Annotated in this window: 17 protein-coding genes; 10 read left to right on the forward strand and 7 right to left on the reverse strand. The window is 73.4% G+C overall.

The annotated features are described in order from the left end of the window. Positions 1–574 precede the first annotated feature (574 nt). Entirely contained in the window at positions 575–1,462 is an 888-nt protein-coding gene (locus ACFZAT_RS00415; RefSeq protein ID WP_391260124.1) for an alpha/beta fold hydrolase, read from the forward strand. 63 nt (positions 1,463–1,525) lie between these two features. On the opposite strand, the gene ACFZAT_RS00420 is transcribed toward ACFZAT_RS00415, so the two are convergent. The 3 genes from ACFZAT_RS00420 to ACFZAT_RS00430 are packed head-to-tail and all read right to left on the reverse strand — an operon-like array spanning position 1,526 to position 4,694. Then, complete coding sequence (locus tag ACFZAT_RS00420) at positions 1,526–3,178, reverse strand: transporter (protein ID WP_391258068.1); 1,653 nt, start codon at positions 3,176–3,178, stop codon at positions 1,526–1,528. Continuing rightward, on the reverse strand, positions 3,175–3,996 hold the full coding sequence (locus ACFZAT_RS00425) for an ATP-binding cassette domain-containing protein (RefSeq protein WP_391258071.1): 822 nt from the start codon (positions 3,994–3,996) through the stop codon (positions 3,175–3,177). The genes ACFZAT_RS00420 and ACFZAT_RS00425 overlap by 4 nt, the downstream gene beginning before the upstream one ends. Before the next feature lie 50 nt (positions 3,997–4,046). Beyond that, positions 4,047–4,694, reverse strand: coding sequence for a bifunctional DNA primase/polymerase (locus tag ACFZAT_RS00430; RefSeq protein ID WP_391258074.1), 648 nt, complete (start codon positions 4,692–4,694; stop codon positions 4,047–4,049). A 312-nt stretch (positions 4,695–5,006) separates the two neighbouring features. On the opposite strand from ACFZAT_RS00430, the gene ACFZAT_RS00435 reads away from it, so the two are divergent. Together ACFZAT_RS00435 and ACFZAT_RS00440 are read left to right on the forward strand one after the other, a co-directional pair. After that, positions 5,007–6,389 carry a transcriptional regulator gene (locus tag ACFZAT_RS00435; protein ID WP_391258077.1) on the forward strand — a complete coding sequence of 461 codons (1,383 nt, stop codon included), beginning with the start codon at positions 5,007–5,009 and terminating at the stop codon, positions 6,387–6,389. Positions 6,390–6,612: 223 nt separating this feature from the next. After that, positions 6,613–8,001, forward strand: coding sequence for a hypothetical protein (locus tag ACFZAT_RS00440; protein ID WP_391260127.1), 1,389 nt, complete (start codon positions 6,613–6,615; stop codon positions 7,999–8,001). 40 nt (positions 8,002–8,041) lie between these two features. Here ACFZAT_RS00440 and ACFZAT_RS00445 read toward each other — a convergent pair whose 3' ends face one another. Further along, positions 8,042–9,322: an ABC transporter substrate-binding protein gene (locus ACFZAT_RS00445; RefSeq protein WP_391258080.1), complete on the reverse strand. Its 1,281-nt coding sequence runs from the start codon at positions 9,320–9,322 to the stop codon at positions 8,042–8,044. A 183-nt stretch (positions 9,323–9,505) separates the two neighbouring features. On the opposite strand from ACFZAT_RS00445, the gene ACFZAT_RS00450 reads away from it, so the two are divergent. Together ACFZAT_RS00450 and purU are read left to right on the forward strand one after the other, a co-directional pair. Continuing rightward, positions 9,506–9,943, forward strand: coding sequence for a hypothetical protein (locus tag ACFZAT_RS00450; RefSeq protein WP_391258083.1), 438 nt, complete (start codon positions 9,506–9,508; stop codon positions 9,941–9,943). Positions 9,944–9,971: 28 nt separating this feature from the next. Beyond that, the gene (purU, locus tag ACFZAT_RS00455) at positions 9,972–10,841 is read left to right on the forward strand and encodes a formyltetrahydrofolate deformylase (protein WP_391258085.1); all 870 of its coding nucleotides are present in this window, start codon (positions 9,972–9,974) and stop codon (positions 10,839–10,841) included. Positions 10,842–10,850: 9 nt separating this feature from the next. On the opposite strand, the gene ACFZAT_RS00460 is transcribed toward purU, so the two are convergent. Together ACFZAT_RS00460 and ACFZAT_RS00465 are read right to left on the reverse strand one after the other, a co-directional pair. Next, positions 10,851–12,143: a zf-HC2 domain-containing protein gene (locus ACFZAT_RS00460; RefSeq protein ID WP_391258088.1), complete on the reverse strand. Its 1,293-nt coding sequence runs from the start codon at positions 12,141–12,143 to the stop codon at positions 10,851–10,853. Next, positions 12,140–12,736 (reverse strand): sigma factor, encoded by a 597-nt coding sequence (locus ACFZAT_RS00465; RefSeq protein ID WP_391258090.1) that lies wholly within the window; start codon positions 12,734–12,736, stop codon positions 12,140–12,142. Before ACFZAT_RS00465 ends, ACFZAT_RS00460 begins: the two co-directional genes overlap by 4 nt. A 236-nt stretch (positions 12,737–12,972) precedes the next feature. Here ACFZAT_RS00465 and ACFZAT_RS00470 point away from each other — a divergent pair, with 236 nt between their 5' ends. From ACFZAT_RS00470 to ACFZAT_RS00480, 3 genes are all read left to right on the forward strand, one after another. Beyond that, positions 12,973–13,347 carry an anti-sigma factor antagonist gene (locus tag ACFZAT_RS00470; RefSeq protein WP_391258093.1) on the forward strand — a complete coding sequence of 125 codons (375 nt, stop codon included), beginning with the start codon at positions 12,973–12,975 and terminating at the stop codon, positions 13,345–13,347. Between the two features lie 93 nt (positions 13,348–13,440). Next, positions 13,441–13,962 (forward strand): EF-hand domain-containing protein, encoded by a 522-nt coding sequence (locus tag ACFZAT_RS00475; protein ID WP_391258094.1) that lies wholly within the window; start codon positions 13,441–13,443, stop codon positions 13,960–13,962. 384 nt (positions 13,963–14,346) lie between these two features. Then, a complete protein-coding gene (locus ACFZAT_RS00480) occupies positions 14,347–14,814 on the forward strand; it encodes an ATP-binding protein (RefSeq protein ID WP_391258097.1) in 468 nt (155 codons plus the stop codon). On the opposite strand, the gene ACFZAT_RS00485 is transcribed toward ACFZAT_RS00480, so the two are convergent. Further along, positions 14,811–15,803, reverse strand: a complete 993-nt coding sequence (locus ACFZAT_RS00485; RefSeq protein ID WP_391258100.1) for a helix-turn-helix domain-containing protein — start codon at positions 15,801–15,803, stop codon at positions 14,811–14,813. The two genes, ACFZAT_RS00480 and ACFZAT_RS00485, sit on opposite strands and share 4 nt — an antisense overlap. A gap of 103 nt (positions 15,804–15,906) precedes the next feature. Between ACFZAT_RS00485 and ACFZAT_RS00490 the strand changes: the two genes are divergently transcribed. Both ACFZAT_RS00490 and ACFZAT_RS00495 read left to right on the forward strand, forming a co-directional pair. Next, positions 15,907–17,187 (forward strand): MFS transporter, encoded by a 1,281-nt coding sequence (locus ACFZAT_RS00490; protein WP_391258103.1) that lies wholly within the window; start codon positions 15,907–15,909, stop codon positions 17,185–17,187. A 188-nt stretch (positions 17,188–17,375) separates the two neighbouring features. Further along, the gene (locus ACFZAT_RS00495; RefSeq protein ID WP_391258106.1) at positions 17,376–18,689 is read left to right on the forward strand and encodes an MFS transporter; all 1,314 of its coding nucleotides are present in this window, start codon (positions 17,376–17,378) and stop codon (positions 18,687–18,689) included. Positions 18,690–18,740: the final 51 nt, after the last annotated feature.

An 18,740-nucleotide genomic window follows, 5' to 3' on the forward strand; every position in this document is an offset into this window, starting at 1 on the left:
ACCGAGGAAGCAGACCGAAGAAGCAGACCGGAGAAGCAGACCGGAGAAGCAGACCTAAGAGGGAGACCGAAGCGGGAGACCCGCCTTCCGGGAGACCGGGCACCGGCAGCCGCCGGTGCCCGGTTTCTCTTTTTCCGTCCGGTTCTCTTTTTCCGGCCCGAACCGCAGCGCTCCGGCGCGGACCGTGCCAGGCTGTGGCGGAGGGGTGGCTGAGCGTGCCGGCCGCCGCCCCGCCGCCGGGGAGGGGAGCTGCGATGCACCCGTCGTACGCAGACAAGCGGATGGCCCCGGCGCCGCAAGGCGCCGGGGCCTGTCCCTCCCTGTGCCCGACCTGGAGCCCCGAGCTCCCGAGGTCGGTCCCGCGGGCCCTCATCCCCGAGTGGCCCGCCTCCCGCAGAAGATCTCCCCGCAGCTGCCGCCGTCAATCCTGGGAAGCAGTCACTCGAACGAGCGGTGTTCGCCGGCAGATCCCGGTTTTCGAATAAAGGTTCGATAGTCTGGCCGACACGACCACCCGGTGACCCAGCCGGTGACCCACCCGGTGTCTCAGGGAGAGAAGGGGGTGCCAGAAGCTATGGCGCGGCGCATCGAAGTGACCGGATCGGACGGCGTACGCCTCGCGGCCTGGGAGTTCGCCGACCCGCCCCGCGCGGGCGCGGACGGCGCCCCCGCCGTCTTACTGCTGCACGGCCTGATGGGCCGGGCCTCGCACTGGACGCCCGTCGCCGACTGGCTCGCCGAGCGGCACCGCCCGGTCGGCCTGGACCAGCGCGGCCACGGCGACAGCGGGAAGCCGGCGGACGGCCCCTACACCCGCGACGCCTACGTGGCGGACGCCGAGGCGGTGATCGAACAGCTGGGGCTCGCCCCCGTCACCCTCGTCGGCCACTCCATGGGCGCGCTCACCGCCTGGCAGCTCGCCGCCAAGCGCCCCGACCTGGTGCGCGCGCTCGTCGTCTGCGACATGCGCGCCTCCGCGCTCGGCGCGGCCTCGCAGCGCGAGTGGGAGGACTGGTTCGGGAGCTGGCCGCTCCCCTTCGCCTCGCCCGAAGCGGTGCGGCGGTGGTTCGGCGAGGAGGACCCCTGGGCGGAGGGCCCCAGTCGGTCCCGGGGCGCGTTCTACGCGGAGGTGATGGCCGAACGGGACGGCGGCTGGTGGCCCGTGTTCTCCCGCCGCCAGATGCTGGAGTCCCGTGCCACCTGGGTGTTCGACGCGCACTGGGAGGAGCTGGCCCAGGTCAGATGCCCGACGCTGGTGCTGCGCGGACTGGACGGCGAACTCGGCCGGGCGGAGGCCCAGGAGATGGTCCGGGTCCTGCCGCGCGGTCAGTACGCCGAGGTGGCCGACGCCGGCCACCTCGTGCACTTCGACCAGCCGGAGGGCTGGCGCGCCGCGGTCGAACCGTTCCTCGAACAGCTCTCCGAGGACGCGCGGGACGACCGCGAGCCGGTGTCTCCGTAAGCCGCCCCCGAAGCCGTCTCCGTGAGCCGTCTGCGTGAGCCGTCTTCGTAAGCCCGGCGGCTCTCAGCCCTTGCTGACCGCCGTCAGGATCTCCGGCAGCCGCATCGCCAGGCGCGGGGCCGCGAGCCGCAGACCGCCCCAGCCGATCAGTGCCCCGTACACCGCTCCGACCGGCAGCAGCAGCCACAGCCAGTCCGTGCGGTCCGTGATGTGCAGGGTGATCGTCAGGGCGATCACCGGGGCGCTCAGCACGGCCGCCGAGACCACACTGCCGAGGATGGAGATCCAGGCGAGCCCGGCCTGCCCCGGCGCCACGTTCTTGAACGCCCCCTCCTGCGGAATCGAGTACGGGAAGTTCACCGAGGCGACCGCGCCCGTCGCCAGCATCGCGCCCAGCAGCGCGAACGACAGGCCGATCACCCCGGGCAGGAGCTTCCAGTCACCGAGCAGCGCCGCCGTCACCACCGCCACGAGCACCGTGTAGGGAAGGGTGATCAGCAGCAGCGCCAGTGCCCGGGCGCGCAGTTCGAGGTACCCGTCCCGGGGCGAGGAGATCGTCTGGGCGACCATCCAGAACGCGGAGGTGTCCTGCCCGAACTGGTTGCACATCTGCATGCCGAGCATCCCGGCGGCGAAGCAGGCGAAGTACGCGCTGCCCTGGCCCTGGAGGGCGTTGATCAGCGGCACGATCAGCCCGATCGCCAGCGCGGTCACCCAGGCCGCCTTGGTCTTCGGGTCCCGTGCCACGTACCGCAGGGCCCGCTGCATCACTGTGCCGGTGCGGTCCTCGGGGAGCAGCGCCCACAGGCCCGCGCCGATCCGGCCGGACTTCTCACGGTCCGGCCCGGCGGCGGCGGTCGTGGAACCGTCCGGCGCGGTCATCAGCTTCGTCAGGCTGCGCTGCCACAGCCACAGCAGCACCACCAGCGCGGCCGCCGCGATCAGCAGCTGGACGACGGCCCGCCCGTACGCCCCCTCGGCGGCGGAGTCCACGGACCCCACGGCCGAGGCGGGCGGCAGCCAGCGCACCACGTCCGCCGCCGGACCGAGCGAGGAGAGCCCGCCGGCCCGGCCGAGGCGCTGGGCACCGAAGTTGACGACCTGGATGCCCACCGCGATCACCAGGCCGCTGAGAACGGCCAGGTCCCGGCCCTTGCGCGAGGTCAGCAGCCGCGTGTTGGCGGCGGCCACCGCGCGGGCCAGGGCCACGCAGACCAGCAGCGTCAGCGGCACGGCGAGCACCGCGAAGACGACCGCACCCGCCCCCTCGGCCAGCGCCGCCACCGACCCGGCCGCCAGGCACAGCGTGAACAGCGGGCCGAGCCCGATCAGCGAGGAGACCAGCAGCGCGATGATCAGCGGCCGGGGCCGCAGCGGGAGCATCACCAGACGGGTCGGGTCCAGGGTCTCGTCCCCGGCCGAGAAGAACAGCGGCATCACCGCCCAGCCGAGGGCCACGACCGCGGTGAGCAGCACCACCACCGAGTCCGCGTGGTCGCGGCCGCGCAGCAGGACGAGCCCGAGCAGCAGCACGGCCGCGGCGAGCAGGGCGCCCACGACCGAGATCAGGTAGACCGCCTTCCGCCCGCTGGACTGGCGCAGCCCGTTGCGGAGCAGGGCCAGCTTGAGCCGGGCGAATACGGGGATCAACGCCGAAGCGCCGGTCGTGGCCCCGGTCCGGGGGCCGGTGCCGGCGGGGGCGTCGAGCACGCTCATCGGTCGCCGCCCAGCCAGTCCAGGGTCTCGCCGGTATCGCGGTCGCCCGCGCCGACCAGCTCCAGGAACGCGTTCTGGAGGGAGGACGCCTCGCCGCGCACCTCGGCCAGGGGGCCCTGGGCGCGGATGCTGCCGGCCGCCATGACGGCCACCCAGTCGCACAGCGACTCGACCAGCTCCATTACATGGCTGGAGAAGACGACGGTCGCCCCGGATCGCGTGTAGCGCTCCAGGACCTTGCGGATGGTCTGCGCCGAGACGGGGTCGACGCCCTCGAACGGCTCGTCCAGGAAGAGCACTTCGGGGTTGTGCAGCAGGGCGGCGGCGAGCCCGATCTTCTTGCGCATCCCGGTCGAGTAGTCGATGACCAGCTTGTGCTGGGAGCCCGCCAGGTCCAGCACGTCGAGCAGCTGGGTGGCCCTGCTGTCCACCTCGTGCCCCGGCAGTCCGCGCAACCGGCCGGTGTAGGACAGGAGTTCGCGGCCGGAGAGCCGCTCGAAGAGGCGCAGGCCCTCGGGCAGGACCCCGATCCGGGACTTCACCTCGACCGGGTCGCCCCAGACGTCGCGCCCGCCGATCTCGATCCGCCCCTGATCGGGCCGGAGCAGACCGGTGACCATCGAGAGCGTGGTGGTCTTCCCCGCCCCGTTGGGTCCGACCAGGCCGATGAACTTGCCCGCGGGCAGCTCCAGATCGATGCCGGCGACCGCGGTCTGCTCGCCGAACCTCTTCCACAGCCCCTGGACGCGCACCGCGGGCGGCGTCGCCCGCGGTGCCTCTGTCCCTTCCGCACCCTCGCGTTCTGCCCGGTCCGGCATGCGCACGCCTTTCGAAGTCCCCGTGTGTGGGGACCACCCTACGAAAGGGGTTACCGGCGCGCGTCCGCCTTGGCGCGCCCGCAGGCGTAAGCGAGCGGGCCGATCAGCTCCTCGACCTCGGGCAGCCAGCGGTTGGCGGTCGTGGGCGAGCGGGCCCACTGCACGGCGCCGACCCCCCCGACCCGGGTCGGGGGCGCGACGACGTAACCGCCCTCGCCGACCCCGCGCAGGCCGATCGACGCGGCGTTCCAGCCGGCCCGGCGGACCAGGTCGTCCGCCTTCCCGGCCGCGCCGGGCAGCACGAAGAACTGCATGCGGCGGTCCGGGGTGCGGGTGACCGGGCCGAGCGGCAGGCTCATCCGCTCCATCCGGGCGAGCGCCAGGAAGCCCGCCGACTCCGGCACGTCGACGGCGTCGAACGCGCGCCCGGTGGGCAGCAGCACGGCTGCCCCGGGCCGCTGGGTCCACATCCGGCGGGCCGCGGCACCGCTGCCGGTGGCCCCGTCCGTCCAGTCCTCCCCGGTGGGATGGGCGCCGGGTGCGGCGCACGTCTCCTCGCCGCACGAGCACCGGCTGCCGCCGCCGGACGGCTCCAGCCAGGTGCCCGGGCACACGTCCCAGTGCCTCTCCTCCGTGTACCGCACGGCGGCGTCGAGCAGCTGCTCCACGCGCTGCCGGGGGACCTGTGCGGCTTCCATGACTCCGATGGGCTCTTCCACGTCCGGCTCAACTACGGGCTTCACGAAGAGTTACGGCCGCCCGGTGCGCGGTTCCGCATACGGGGCGCACGGATGCATGGGCGGGGGCGCGTGGGAGAGGCACGGGCCCTGGGCGGGTAGCTGGTTACGGGACGTCCGGCCGGTCCGGTCCGGCGCGGCATTTTAGTGACCGGCCGTGACGAATGAGGTAAGTCGCGCGGAAAGTGACCAACACGATGAATCGGCGCATTTCTCAGTCATATGTCGGGCAGTGATCCCGCCACCTATCACTGCGGCCTCAGGGGGATACACATGGCAGCCAGGCCACTCGTCGCTCGTCAGCCGAACGAACGGCTCCAGGCGCTCATCCAGGAAGCCGGATGCTCCAACGCGGGCCTGGCCCGCCGGGTCAACATGGTCGGCGCCGAACGCGGCCTCGACCTCCGCTACGACAAGACCTCCGTGGCCCGCTGGCTGCGCGGCCAGCAGCCACGAGGCCGGGCGCCGGGCACCATCGCCGAGGCGCTGGGCCGCAAGCTCGGCCGTACGGTCACGATCGACGAGATCGGCATGGCCAACGGCAAGAACCTCGCCTCGGGCGTCGGCCTCCAGTTCGCGCCGACGGTGATCGGGGCGATCGAGCAGGTCTGCGAGCTGTGGCGCAGCGACGTCGGCCGCCGCGACTTCCTCACCGGCTCGGCGGTCGCCTCGTCCGCGCTCGTGGAGCCCAGCCGCGACTGGCTGATCACGGGCGCCGACCCGCAGGTCGCCCGGGTCTCCGGGTCCCGGGTCGGGATGGCGGACGTCGAGGCGGTGCGGGCGACGACGGCCGCGCTGGTCGACCTCGACCACCGCTTCGGCAGCGGCCATGTCCGCCCGGTCCTCGTGCACTACCTCAACAGCGTGGTGTCCGGACTCCTTTCGGGGGCGTACCGCGAGTCGACGGGCCGTCAGCTCTTCGCCGCGGTCTCCCGGCTCACCGAACTCGCCGGCTACATGGCCATCGACACCGGCCAGCCGGGCCTGGCCCAGCGCTATTACATCCAGGCGCTGCGCCTCGCGCAGGCGGCGGGCGACCGGGCCTACGGCGGCTATGTGCTGGCAGCGTCGATGAGCCACCTCGCCGCTCAGCTCGGCAATCCGCGCGAGATCGCCCAGCTGGCGCGGGCCGCGCAGGAGGGGGCGCGCGGCCGGGTCACCCCGCGCGCGGAGGCGATGTTCTACGCGGCGGAGGCGCGCGGCCACGCGCTGCTCGGCGACGCCCGCACCTGCCTGGAGACCGCGGGCCGGGCCGAGGCCGCCCTGGAGCGGGCCGAGCCGGACAGCGGGGACGACCCGGACTGGATCGCCCACTTCGACCACGCCTACCTCGCGGACGAACTCGCCCACTGCCACCGGGACCTGGGGCAGGCGGAGGCCGCCGCGCGCCGGGCGAAGGAGTCCCTGGACGGCCACCCGGAGACCCGGGCCCGGCGCCGCGGCATCGGCCTCGCGCTGCTGGCCACGGCCCAGGTGCAGCTGCGGGAGGTCGAGCAGGCGTGCCACACGGGGACCCGGGCGATGGAGCTGCTGGGCACGGTGCGCTCGACCCGGGGCGCGGAGTATCTGGAGGACCTCCAGCAGCGCCTCCTGCCGTACGGGGACGAGCCCGCGGTACGGGAGTTCGGGGCGCGGCTGGAGCTCCAGGCGGCCTGAGCCGGGGCGGGTGAACCCTTAACTGCGTCTCAAGAGGTCGCGGTGTTACACCCTGTGTCACGGGTGTGCTGCGGACCACGGGCACTTGGCATACCGCGGCTGCCACCCGATAGCGTGAGCCGACGATTCCATAGTTGACACGTACGTAGGAGTCCCGGTGACACAGAGCGGACAGGGCGACGAGCAGCAGCACCCTGCTGTACGACCCGCGCACGAGGGTGTCGTGCTGCCCTCGGACGGCGGCGAGCCCTGGACGCCGGGAAGAGCGGCGGACCAGGCGGCCCCGGCCGGCGGCCGGCCGTGGGGGCAGGCGTGGGGCCCGCAGAACGGCGGGAACCAGGACCCGTACGGGCAGCAGCCGCCGCAGCAGCCGTACCAGCAACAGCCGGATCCGTACGGGCAGCAGCAGGGCGGGTACGGGCAGCAGGACGCGTACGGCGCCCCGTACGGCGGGAACCAGGGCGCCGCGCCCCTGCCGCCCGCGCAGCCGCTGCCGCCCGAGGCCGGGCACGGGGCGGCTCCGGGCGGGGACGCCGACGCCACGCAGTACATCGCGCCGATACCCGGCGGCCCCGCACCCGGCGGGCTGCCGCCGGAGAACCCCGCGGAGTCCACGCAGTTCCTGGGCCGCGGTGCGCAGGCCCCCCAGGGCGGCGGCGGGGACTCCGAGGCGACGCAGTACATCCCGCCGGTACCCGGCGGCGCCCCGTATGGCATCCGGCCCGGGACGCCCGGCGAGCGGCAGCCGCCCGCCGAGTTCGACAACCTCTTCCGCAGCGACGCCCCCGAGGGCGCGACGCAGCAGATGCCCCGGTTCGACCCGGCCCAGCAGCAGCCCCCGTACCAGCAGCGCCCGCAGCAGCCTTACCAGGCGGGTCCGCCGCCGCAGCAGGGCTTCCAGCAGCCGCCGCCCCCGTACAGCGGTCCCCAGGACGGGCCCGGGCTCGACGAGGGCGACGGCGGGCGGCGCAAGAAGTCCGGAGCGGTGCCGCTGATCGCGGCCGTCGTCGTCGGCTGCGCGGTGATCGGGCTCGGCGCCGGTGCGCTGATGAGCGGCGGCGACGATGACGACAAGGACGCCAAGCAGCCGGTGGCGTCCGCGAGTTCACCGGCCGCCGGTGGACCGTCCAAGGAGAAGGAGCAGCCCGCGGCCGACCCGGCGAAGCCGCAGGCCGAGGAGTTGGACAAGCTCCTCGCGGACAGCAACAACAGCCGTGCCGCGGTGATCGGGGCGGTCGAGAAGACCAAGTCCTGCACCGACCTGGACACGGCCGTCTCCGACCTCAAGGGCGCCGCCAAGCAGCGCCGCGACCTGGTCACCCGGCTCCAGGCGCTCTCCGTGGACAAGCTGCCGGACCACGACCGGCTGACCTCCGCGCTCACCAGGGCGTGGCAGGCGTCCGCCTCCGCGGACGACCACTACGCGGCCTGGGCGGCGCAGGCCAAGAGCAAGAAGGTCTGCAAGCACGGCCACGCGAAGACCACCTCGCACACCCAGCAGGCGACCGTGAAGAGCGGCGAGGCCAGCACCGCGAAGCGGGAGGCGGCCGCGCTGTGGAACAAGATCGCCGAGAAGTACGGCCTGACGAAGCGCGAGGCGACGGCGCTCTGAGCCGAGCCCGCCGGACCGGCGCGCCCGCGCCCGCGCCGGTTCAGCGGGTCGCGCTGGCCTCGGCCATGGTCTCCGTGACGTCCACGAAGCCCTTCCGCGCCGCGACCAGGCGCCCGTCGCGCACCACCTGGAACGTCACCTCGCTGTTGACGACGCGCGGATAGGACCGCGAGCCGATCATGTCCTCGTAGCGCCAGCGCAGCGGGGGCGTGAGGCCCCCGGTGCCGGCGCGGACGCCCCGGCCGAGGGCCCGGGTGAGTTTCGCCGCGGTGATCCCGGACTCGTGCATCGACTCGATGACCGACTTCAGCGCGGTGTACGCGATCCAGGTGGTCTGCACGCCCGTGTCGTCCGGGTCGATCCGGTTGTCGCCGAAGGCGTGCTCGCGGATCACCTTCCGCATCGGGTTCCACCTGGCGTCGCCCGGGGGCGGGTACCAGCCGGTGACGTACGCCCCCTCGAACGGGCTGTCCCGGCCGCCGGTGCGGTCGATGAGCGGCTGCCCCACGCTGCCGAGCACGGAGGCCACGCGCACGGCGGTGCCCTGCGGTTCCAGCCGCCGGAACGAGTCGAAGAAGGTCTCCGTACGGTTGCCCAGCACGGACGTCACGCAGCCGCCGGTCGCGCCCGCGCCGGACAGCGCGCGTTCCGCTTCCGCGTCGTACGAGGTGGCGCCCTCGGCGGCCGGTATGTCGAGCGGGGCGGGCCGCCCGGCGCCCTTGAGGCCGGTACGCAGCAGCCACGCCTGGCTGTCGCCGGACAGCGTGTCCGGGCGCACCAGCGAGACCCGCGCGCAGTCGTGCGCCAACTGCTCGGCGGTCCCGGCGAGCAGCGCGGACTGGCCCCCGGTCACCGGGTAGGACGCAAAGCTGCGGAACTCCTCCTCGGAGGCGCCGTAACCGCCGATGTACGGGATTCCGGCGACCTCCAGCGGGGCCAGGTACGCCCGCCCGTGCCGGCTGTACGAGCCGACGACCGCGACCGCCTTCTCCTCGACGGCCTTGCGGGCGCAGTCCCCCGCGCCGGTCCAGGCGTCCTGCTCGTCACAGGTGACGATGCGCAGCTTGTGCCCGTCGATGCCGCCCCGCGCGTTGATCCAGCGCCCGTACGCCTGGGCCATGGCGGTCATTCCGGCCATGTTCTCGGCGTCCGGGCCGGCGGCGCCGCCCGGCGCCCAGGTCATGACGGTGACGGGCTCCCTGGAGTCCCCCGATCCCCCAGGGAGCGCGCCGCAGCCGGACAGCAGCAGGGCCCCGGCCGTCACCGCACCGGTGAGCGTTGCGAAGGGGCGGGAGGGAAGGGGGCGTCGCCGTCCGGTCATGGACCGAGACCTTTCCCCGCCCCGGGTAACGCCGTGGTGTGGAGCCGTCAACGGGGGGTGACGTCACCGTGAACGCCAGGGGCCGGTCAAGGGCACCGAAAAGGGAACGTACGATCGACAACCGTGCAGCAAGGTTCCGAGAACTCTTCCCGTCGTGGCCGTCGCTCCTCCACCATGGGCGGCATGCCGCTCAACGACCTTCCGTGGTGGCGCTGGCGCAGCAACGTGCGCTCGGCGCTGCACATGCTCTCCGATCCCGTCTTCCACCGTGAGTGCTGGCTGGCCGGCCGGGAGGGGTACGGCGACGTCACCGACGCCGTGTACCGCCTGGTCGAGGACACCTGGCTCGACAACTGGTCCGCCGAGAAGTACGTCGGCACGATCTTCCGGGACGCCACCGAGGCCGCCCTCGTGGACGCCGCCGTGCTCCGGGTGCTGCGCATCCTGCACCAGGTCGGAGCGGACGCCCCCGTCTCCGTCTACCTGGAGCACCCCGGCTGGCCGGAGGCCGTCGCCGCCGCCCGCGAGGCGCATGTGCTGCTCGCCGGCAACGACGGCGAGGACCCCGGCACCCCGCCGCGCTCGCTGGACGTCCTCCGCATTCTGACCAGGTCCGCCTGACGCCCCGAGGTTGTGGCACGCTACGGGGATGACCGCGCCGCAGCCTGCCCCCGACCAGTACGTCCTCACGCTGTCCTGCCCCGACAAACAGGGCATCGTGCACGCCGTGTCGAGCTATCTCTTCATGACCGGCTGCAACATCGAGGACAGCCAGCAGTTCGGGGACCACGACACCGGTCTGTTCTTCATGCGCGTCCACTTCTCGGCGGGCACCCCGGTCACCGTCGACAAGCTGCGGGCCAGCTTCGCCGCGATCGGCGACTCCTTCGCGATGGACTGGCAGATCCACCGCGCGTCGGAGCGCATGCGGATCGTGCTCATGGTCAGCAAGTTCGGCCACTGCCTCAACGACCTGCTCTTCCGGTCCCGGATCGGCGCCCTGCCGGTCGAGATCGCCGCCGTCGTCTCCAACCACCCGGACTTCGCCGAGCTCGTCGCCTCGTACGACGTGCCCTTCCGGCACATCCCGGTGACCCGCGACAACAAGGCGCAGGCCGAGGCGGAGCTGCTGGACCTGGTCCGCGAGGAGAACGTCGAGCTGGTCGTCCTGGCCCGCTATATGCAGGTCCTCTCGGACGACCTGTGCAAGCAGCTGAGCGGCCGGATCATCAACATCCACCACTCCTTCCTGCCGAGCTTCAAGGGCGCCAAGCCGTACCACCAGGCACACGCGCGCGGTGTGAAGCTCATCGGCGCCACCGCCCACTACGTCACCGCCGACCTGGACGAGGGCCCGATCATCGAGCAGGAGGTCGAGCGCGTCGGCCACAACGTGACCCCGGACCAGCTGGTCGCCATCGGCCGGGACGTGGAGTGCCAGGCGCTGGCCCGCGCGGTGAAGTGGCACGCGGAACGCCGCATCCTGCTCAACGGCCGCCGCACGGTCGTCTTCGACTGAGCGGCGCGCTCACAGCCGGCTGAGCGAGGCGGCCGCGAACAGCACGTCGCTGATCGCCTCGCGGTCCCCGCGCTGCCCGGCCGCCGCGTCCACCGGCGGCACGTGCCCCGCCACCAGCCGGCAGAACTCCACGCCCTCCAGCGCGACCTGCGCCACCACGTGGTCGGCGGACCCGCGCGCGGCGGGGGAGTCCAGCGCGATGTACCAGTCGCCGCCGCCCGAGCCCTCGATCTCCAGGTGCAGCGAGCGCCCGGGCGACCCGGCCGGCACCAGCCGCCCGGCCGGCGCCGCGAGCCCCGCCCGGCGCCGCAGGGCCAGCGCATCCGGCAGCATCCGGACCGCGAGGTCGATCATCCGGTGCAGATGCCCGGCGGACGGCGGCTCGTACGGGTAGTCCACCGCCTCCGCGATGTCCCGCGCGTGCACCCAGCACTCGAAGGCCCGGTCGAGCATCGCGTCCTGCAAGGGCAGCGCGAACGCCCCGTACGGCACGGACAGCTCCGAGGCCCCGCGCCGGGCGAACGACACGGTCCTGATCAGCGTGTGGCTCTGCTCGCGCCACGGCTCACGCACCGCGCGGGTGGGCGGGCGCCGGGCGGACGACCAGTACGCCTCGGTCCGCGCGGTCGGGGTGGGCGGGGCCTCCGGGAGCGGGTCGTCCAGGCCCAGCGCGGCGCCGACCAGGCCGTCCACGCTCATCAGGTGCCCGATCACCCCGGCGACCGTGGTCCGGCGGCCCGCCTGCCGTTCGTCCTCGAACCACTTCAGCCGCACCGGGGCGTGCCACTCGGCGGCGTCGATGTCCCGCAGCAGGGCGTCGAGCCGCGCCGTCTCGGCGTCGTACGGCGCGGCCCAGTCCGGCACCGGGATCTTCGCGGGGCGCCGGGCGAGGCAGCTGTCCAGCACCCGGGCCCGCAGCAGCGGATCGAGGTCCAGGCTCCGGTCGGTGTGCAGCAGCCCGACCGCGTCCCGCAGCCGCCGCGCCTCCTCGACGCAGGGCGCGCACCCGGTCAGGTGCGCCTCGACGGCCTCGGTCTCCTCGGCGGAGCACGCGGCGAGCGCCCAGGCACCCAGGAGGGCCTGGAGCACCCGGTGCGGGAGGACCGGGGCGGGCGCTGCGGGAGGCGGCACGCGTTCCGCCTCGGGTTCCGGTTCCGGCCGTACGGGCGGCTGCTCCGGCGGCGGTACGCGCCCCAGGTCGCCGAAGTCGTCCGCGGCGGGCCTGGGCCCCGGTATGCGCCGGGCGCCGCGCACCTCGTCGCGGCCCTCCCCGTCCCGGTCGCCGCCCGCGCCGCCGCTCACAGCGCCCTCCCGTATCCGGGCGGCGGGGCGCCCTCGACCGGACGGGTCCGGGCGGTGGACAGCAGCTGGAGCCCGAGCCGCAGCCGGCGCCGCGCCTCGTCCGCCGTGACGCCGAGGTCCGCCGCCGTCTGCCGGTAGTCGCGGCGCTGTACGTAGGCCAGCTCCAGGGCGGCCCGCAGCGGCGCCGGCATGGAGGCGACGATGTAGTCGGCCCGGGCGGCGGCGGTGGCCCGGCGGACCCGCTCGTCCAGGGCGTCCGGGTCCTCGGGGCCGCCGGGATCGTCGGGGTCCTCGGGGTCGCCGCCGTCCGCCGCGCCGCGCAGCCGCCGTACGGACTCGCGGTGCGTGAGGAAGGCCAGCCAGGCCCGCATGGAGCCCTGCTTCGGGTCGTACATGTCCGGGTTCTCCCAGACGTAGCCGAAGACCTCGCGGGTGACCAGGCCGGCGGCGTCCTCGTCGTCCAGCATCCGGTTGGCCTGGCTGTGGACGAGGGCGGCGAACCGGTCGTACATCTCGCCGAGGGCGGCGGCCTCGCCGCGCGACAGCCGCTGCTGCATCCTGCGGTCCCAGCGGGGTGGTGCGTTTTCGGCCATCTGCCCCCCAGCCCTCCGCCGTCGGACCTGTGCGTCCCTGTCCCACTCGTCCTGTCCGAATGTAGTCCCCGCCTCCGGAGAAGCACGCCCCTTTACGACAAGTACGTCCTGGGAACACGCCCTCTTTGCGAGACGCGTGTTTCGCGAGGGACGTACGGGGGCAGCCGCCAGGGAGGAACGCAAACTTCCGGATCACTGGGCTGCCCCGGAATCCCCGGAACGAGAGGTTCAGACGCGTGACCCTGAAAGTCTCTGAGACCGAGCGGGGCGGATGGACCGTGCTGCACATTGGCGGCGAACTGGACCTGCTGACTTCGGCCACCGTCCGCCAGTCCGTCCACGAGGTGGTGGCCGTCGGCCGCCACGACGTGGTGCTGGACCTGTCCGGTGTCCAGTTCTGCGATTCCAGCGGGGTCGGGGTGCTCATCGCCCTGCGCCGCCTGATGCGGTCCTGCGGCGGCCGGCTGCGCCTGATCCTGCCCGCCCGGGGCGCCGAGGAGGGCTCCCACGTCAACCGCGTGCTCGCCGCCCTCGGCGTGCGGCGCTTGTTCGATGTCTTCCCGGACTGGGACGCGGCCGTGGACGAGGAGGCCGAGCCCATGACGGCCTGAAAGGGCCGTCGCCGCACCGTCTCGTGCGGAGCTGTCACAGGGCTGAGCCCCGTAAGTGACACGTGACGCCTGAAGGCGTCGTACGCTCCCCGCATGGACAGCGCAGAGTATGAGCGCAAGATCGCCTTCCGCTTCGCCGCCTTCGACCAGGACGGCAACGGATACATCGATCGCGCGGATTTCAACGCCGCCGCGGCCCGTCTGCTCACCGAATTCGGTACGACGGCCCGCTGCGACAAGGGCCAGGCGCTCTACAACGGCGCCGAGGCGTTCTGGCAGGGCATGGCGGGCATCGCCGACGTGGACGGGGACCAGCGCGTCACCCGTGAGGAGTTCGTCGGCGGCGCGGTGAAGCGGCTGCGCGACAACCCGGAGCGGTTCGCGGAGATCGCGCGCCCGTTCCTGCGCGCGGCGCTCGCGGTGGCGGCGGGGCCGTCCGGCGACGGCAGGGCACCGGTGCCGGCCGTGGAGCGGGCCCTGAAGGTCCTCGGCGCGAGCCCGGACGCGGCGGCGTTCGCCGCGCAGAGCCTGGACACGGACCGGGACGGCGGGGTCGTCGAGGAGGACGCGGTGGCCGCGCTGGCGCAGTACGTGACAGTCATCGAACCGGATTAGCGCGGGACGCCCAGGGGCACCCGGCCCCTGGGCGTGACGCAGCGCGACGGCCGGTCACCGATACCGGCTTGTGTCCTTCGCGTGATTCGTCACGGCGTGGAGTCGGCGCCCGCCTCGGGTACCCTCCGTGAGATGCGAGTGGTTCTGGAACCTGTCGGTCCGGACGCGGCCTGTACGGCGCGGCGGGTCCGGGTGAGGTGCTGTTCGACTCTCCGCAATGTGCGTCGCACAGTATGCACTACGCGTACTCCTTCGCGCTGGAATATGCCCGAAGCGCTTGTTGCGGTGACTGTACGTCAACCATGCTGTCGTGCAAGGGAATCACGTTCCGTGACCCTGTGGAGGCGCGAGGCGATGTGTCCGCCGGTTCGGATGGTGTGAGCGGTGCAGGTGCTTCAGGTTCAGTTGGAGGTCGGGCCCGACCCCGCGGAGGTCGGACGGGCCCGCAGATGGGCGCGCTCACGGCTCGCCGGGTCCGGTGTGAGGGATGACGAGCCGCTGGCCGAGACCCTCATCCTGCTCATCTCGGAGCTGGTCACCAACGCGGTGGTGCACACCGGCTGCCCGGCCGTGCTGCGCATGCTCTTCGGCCCGGCGGGCGCCCCGGGCGGCGCCGGGACCGTGCGCGTCGAGGTGGCCGACGCCAGCTGCCGCCCGCCGCAGCAGCGGCACGCGCGCGGCGAGGACACCGGTGGCCGGGGCCTGGAGCTGGTCGACGGCCTCGCCGACCGCTGGGGCTGGCAGCCGGAGGGTGCGGGCAAGCGGATCTGGTGCGAGGTGGACCGCGCGGTCCCGCTGCTCCAGAGCCGCCTCCAGCCCGGCGCACACGGCGCCGAGCCCAGCCACGCCTAGGCGCTCTTCCCCGCCGCCGAGCGGAACGTGCGGCGGTACACCGTCGGCGAGACGCCCAGCGCCGCCTGGAGGTGCTGCCGCAGCGAGGTGGACGTGCCGAAACCGGCGTCCCGGGCGACCTGGTCGATGGACAGGTCCGTGGACTCCAGGAGCCGGCGCGCCAGCTCCACGCGCTGCTGGGTGAGCCACTGCACGGGGCTGACGCCGACCTCCTCGCGGAACCGCCGGGTGAACGTCCGTACGCTCATCGACTCCTGCTGGGCCATGTCCCGCAGCAGGATCGGCCGCTCCAGCCGGGCCAGCGCCCAGGCCCGGGCGGTCGTCGTCGTGGCGAACTGGGTGTCCGGCACGGGCCGCTGGATGTACTGCGCCTGGCCCCCGTCCCGGTGCGGCGGCACGACCGTGCGCCGGGCGACATCGTTGGCGACGGCGGTCCCGTGGTCGCGCCGCACCATGTGCAGGCAGAGGTCGATCCCGGCGGCCACCCCGGCGGACGTCAGCACGTCCCCGTCGTCGATGAACAGGACGTCCGGATCGACCCGCACGGCGGGGAAGAGCCGCTGGAAGTGGTCGGCGGAGGCCCAGTGCGTGGTGGCGGGGCGCCCGTCGAGGCAGCCCGCGGCGGCCAGGACGTAGCTGCCGGTGCAGATGGACACCATGCGGGTGCCCGGCCGGATGTACGTGAACGCGGCGGCCAGTTCGTCGGAGAGCCGGCCCTCGTCGTACACCGGCCCCAGTTCGTAACTGGCCGGGACGACGACCGTGTCGGCCGTGGCGAGCGCCTCGGGTCCGTGCCCGACCATGATCGAGAAGTCCGCTTCGGTGTGGACCGGACCCGGCGGCCGGACCGAGCAGGTCACCACGTCGTACAGCTTCCGCGCCCGGTCCTGCGGCTCCGGGGGGCGGGCGAGCCCGAAGATCCGCTGAGGGATGCCCAGTTCGAAGGGGAGCAGCCCGTCGAGGGCGAGGACGACGACCCGGTGCGGCACAGCGGACTCCCTTCGGCCGGCGGGGCCCGGTGAAAAGGCCCTAGCTGGTATAGACCATAAGCTGATACATGTCATCGGTGTGAAGGAAAAGTCAGCTGACTCCGTGCGCATTCCCGCCACGGACCCCCAGGCCGCCGCCCTCGGCGGTCCGTCCCCCCTCCCGCCCCTGCCGGCCCTGTTCGAGGAGTCCGGCGGGCAGCTCTGGAACCGTAATTTCAGGCTGTTCTTCGTCGCCCGCACCGCCGCCCTCTTCGGCGACGGCATGATCCCCGTCGCTCTGACCGCCGGGCTGCTCGGCGCCGACCGCCCGGCCTCAACGGTCGGTTACGCGCTGGCCTGCTGGATGGGCCCGCTCGCCGTGTTCGTCCTCTTCGGCGGTGTCCTCGCGGACCGGTTCACGCCGCGCCGCATGATGATCATCGCCGACGCGCTCCGGCTGGTCGGCGCCTCCGTGCTCGCCGTGACCTTCGCGACCGGCAACCCGCCGCTGTGGGCGGTGTACGCGCTGAGCTCGGTCGCCGGTGTCGGCGCGGCCCTCTTCCAGCCGGGCGTCGCGTCCACCGTGCCGCGCGTCGCCCCGGACGTGCAGCGCGCCAACGCCGTGCTGCGCGTCTCCGAGGCGCTGATGACCATGGCGGGCCCGGCCTTCGCGGGCGTCCTCGTCGGCCTGGCTAGCGCGGGTGCGGTCTACGCGGCGAACGCCTCGACGTTCCTGGTCTCCGGGGTGTGCCTCTTCCTGCTCCGGCTCGCCCCGGCCCCCTCGGACGGGACGCCGCGCGGTTCGTTCCTCGCCGAGCTGGTGGACGGCTGGCGCGAGTTCACCGCGCGCAGCTGGCTCTGGGGCGTGATCGCGGTCTGGACGGTGTACGGCTTCGCCGTGCTCGGCCCGATGCTCCCACTCACCGCCGTCCGCGTCACCGAGGCGCACGGCTCGGGGACGTACGGCGCGATGATGGCGGTGAACGGGGCGGGCAGCGTCGTCGGCGGCCTGCTCGCGCTGCGGCTGCGCCCGCGCCGCCCGCTCGCGGCGGGGGCCGTCGCGCTCACCGGCGTCTGCGCGAACCTCGTCGTGCTGGGCCTCGGGCTCTCCGTACCGGCCCTGGGCGCGGGCCAGTTCGTGGCGGGCGCGGCCTCCGCGTTCTGGCTGGTGATGTGGTCCACGACGGTCCAGACCCACGTACCGTCCGAATCGCTGAACCGGCTGCACGCGTACGACGTCGCCGGGTCGCTGCTCATGGTGGCGGCGGGCCGCGCCCTGGCCGGTCCGCTCGCGGACCAACTGGGCGCGCCCGAGGTGCTGTTCGCGGGTGCGGTGGTCAACATCGCGGCGGTGGCCGTGCTTCTCGCGGCCCGTCCGATCCGCCGCCTGGAACGGATCGGCTGAGGTCCGGGGGCGCCGCCCCCGGGCCCCCGCTCCTCGATCGCCGGAGGGGCTTGGATTTGCCTCGCCGCCGCCTTCGGCCTCGCCGGCGTTTGAGGAGCGGGGTCCGGCCGGGACGGTGGCCCGATCCTTGCGAACCGTGGCCCTCGGGCCACTCGTGGGGGAGGGGGCCTCGCCCGGATGCTGGGCGGGTGAATCCGACAACCGCGAGCGCCGCTCCCGTCGCCCCCGCTCCGAACGCCCCCGGGAAGCCCGGCCGGTGGCGTGTCCACCGCGCCTGGATCGTCGCCGCCGTCACCTTCGTGACGATCATCGGCGGGGCCGCCTTCAACTCGCTGCCCGGTCTGCTCTTCGACCCGCTCCAGGACGAGTTCGGCTGGTCGCGCGGGCAGATCGGGCTCGCCGTCTCCATCGACATGGCGCTGTACGGGCTCACCGCGCCGTTCGCCGCCGCGCTGATGGACCGGTTCGGGATCCGCCGGGTGGTGGCCGTGGCGCTGAGCATGGTCGCGGCCGGGGCGCTGGCGAGCGTGTGGATGACGTCCGCCTGGCAGCTGATGCTCTACTGGGGCCTTCTCGTGGGACTCGGCACGGGCTCGATGGCGCTGGCGTTCTCCGCGACGGTCACCCATCGCTGGTTCACCGCCCGGCGCGGCCTGGTGACCGGTGTCCTGACCGCCGCCGGGGCCTCCGGGCAGTTGGTCTTCCTGCCGCTCTGCGCGTGGATCGTGGACCGGCACGGCTGGCGCCCGGCTTCGGTGACGGTGGCGCTGGCGGCCCTGGTCGTCGTCCCGTTCGTGTGGCTCCTGATGCGCGACCACCCGGCCGACGTGGGGCTCGCCCCGTACGGCGGTGAGTACGCCGAGAAGCCGGCGCCCGCGCGCGGGGCGGCGGTCCGGGCGGTGCGGGTGCTGTTCGACGCGGCGCGCACGGGTCCGTTCTGGCTGTTGGCCGGGTCCTTCGCGATTTGCGGCGCCTCCACCAACGGCCTGATCCGTACGCACTTCGTGCCCTCGGCGCACGACCACGACATGCCGATCACCGCGGCGGCCTCGCTCCTCGCGGTGATCGGGATCTTCGACATCGTCGGGACGGTCTTCTCCGGCTGGCTCACGGACCGCTTCGACGCGCGCCGCCTGCTGGCGGTGTACTACGGGCTGCGCGGGATCTCACTGCTCTTCCTGCCGCTCCTGATGCACCCGACGGTGGAGCCGCCGATGGTCTTCTTCATCGTCTTCTACGGCCTGGACTGGGTCGCCACGGTCCCGCCGACGCTGGCCCTGTGCCGCGAGCAGTACGGCGACGACAGCGCGATCGTCTTCGGCTGGGTGCTGGCGTCGCACCAGGTGGGCGCGGCGCTGGTCGCGTTCCTGGGCGGGGTGGCACGGGACTACTTCGGTACGTATGACGTGGTCTGGTACGCGGCGGGGGCGTTGTGCGCGGTGGCGGCGCTGATGGTGCTGGTGCTCCGGCGGGGGGCGGCGGAGGTGCGGCTGGCGGCGTAGGGCCGGAATGCGTGCGGGAGGGGGCTCGCATGCCGGAGGAAACAGAGTGGG

Origin of the sequence: Streptomyces sp. NPDC008163, assembly GCF_042956885.1 — a bacterium.
GTDB lineage: Bacteria > Actinomycetota > Actinomycetes > Streptomycetales > Streptomycetaceae > Streptomyces > Streptomyces drozdowiczii_A.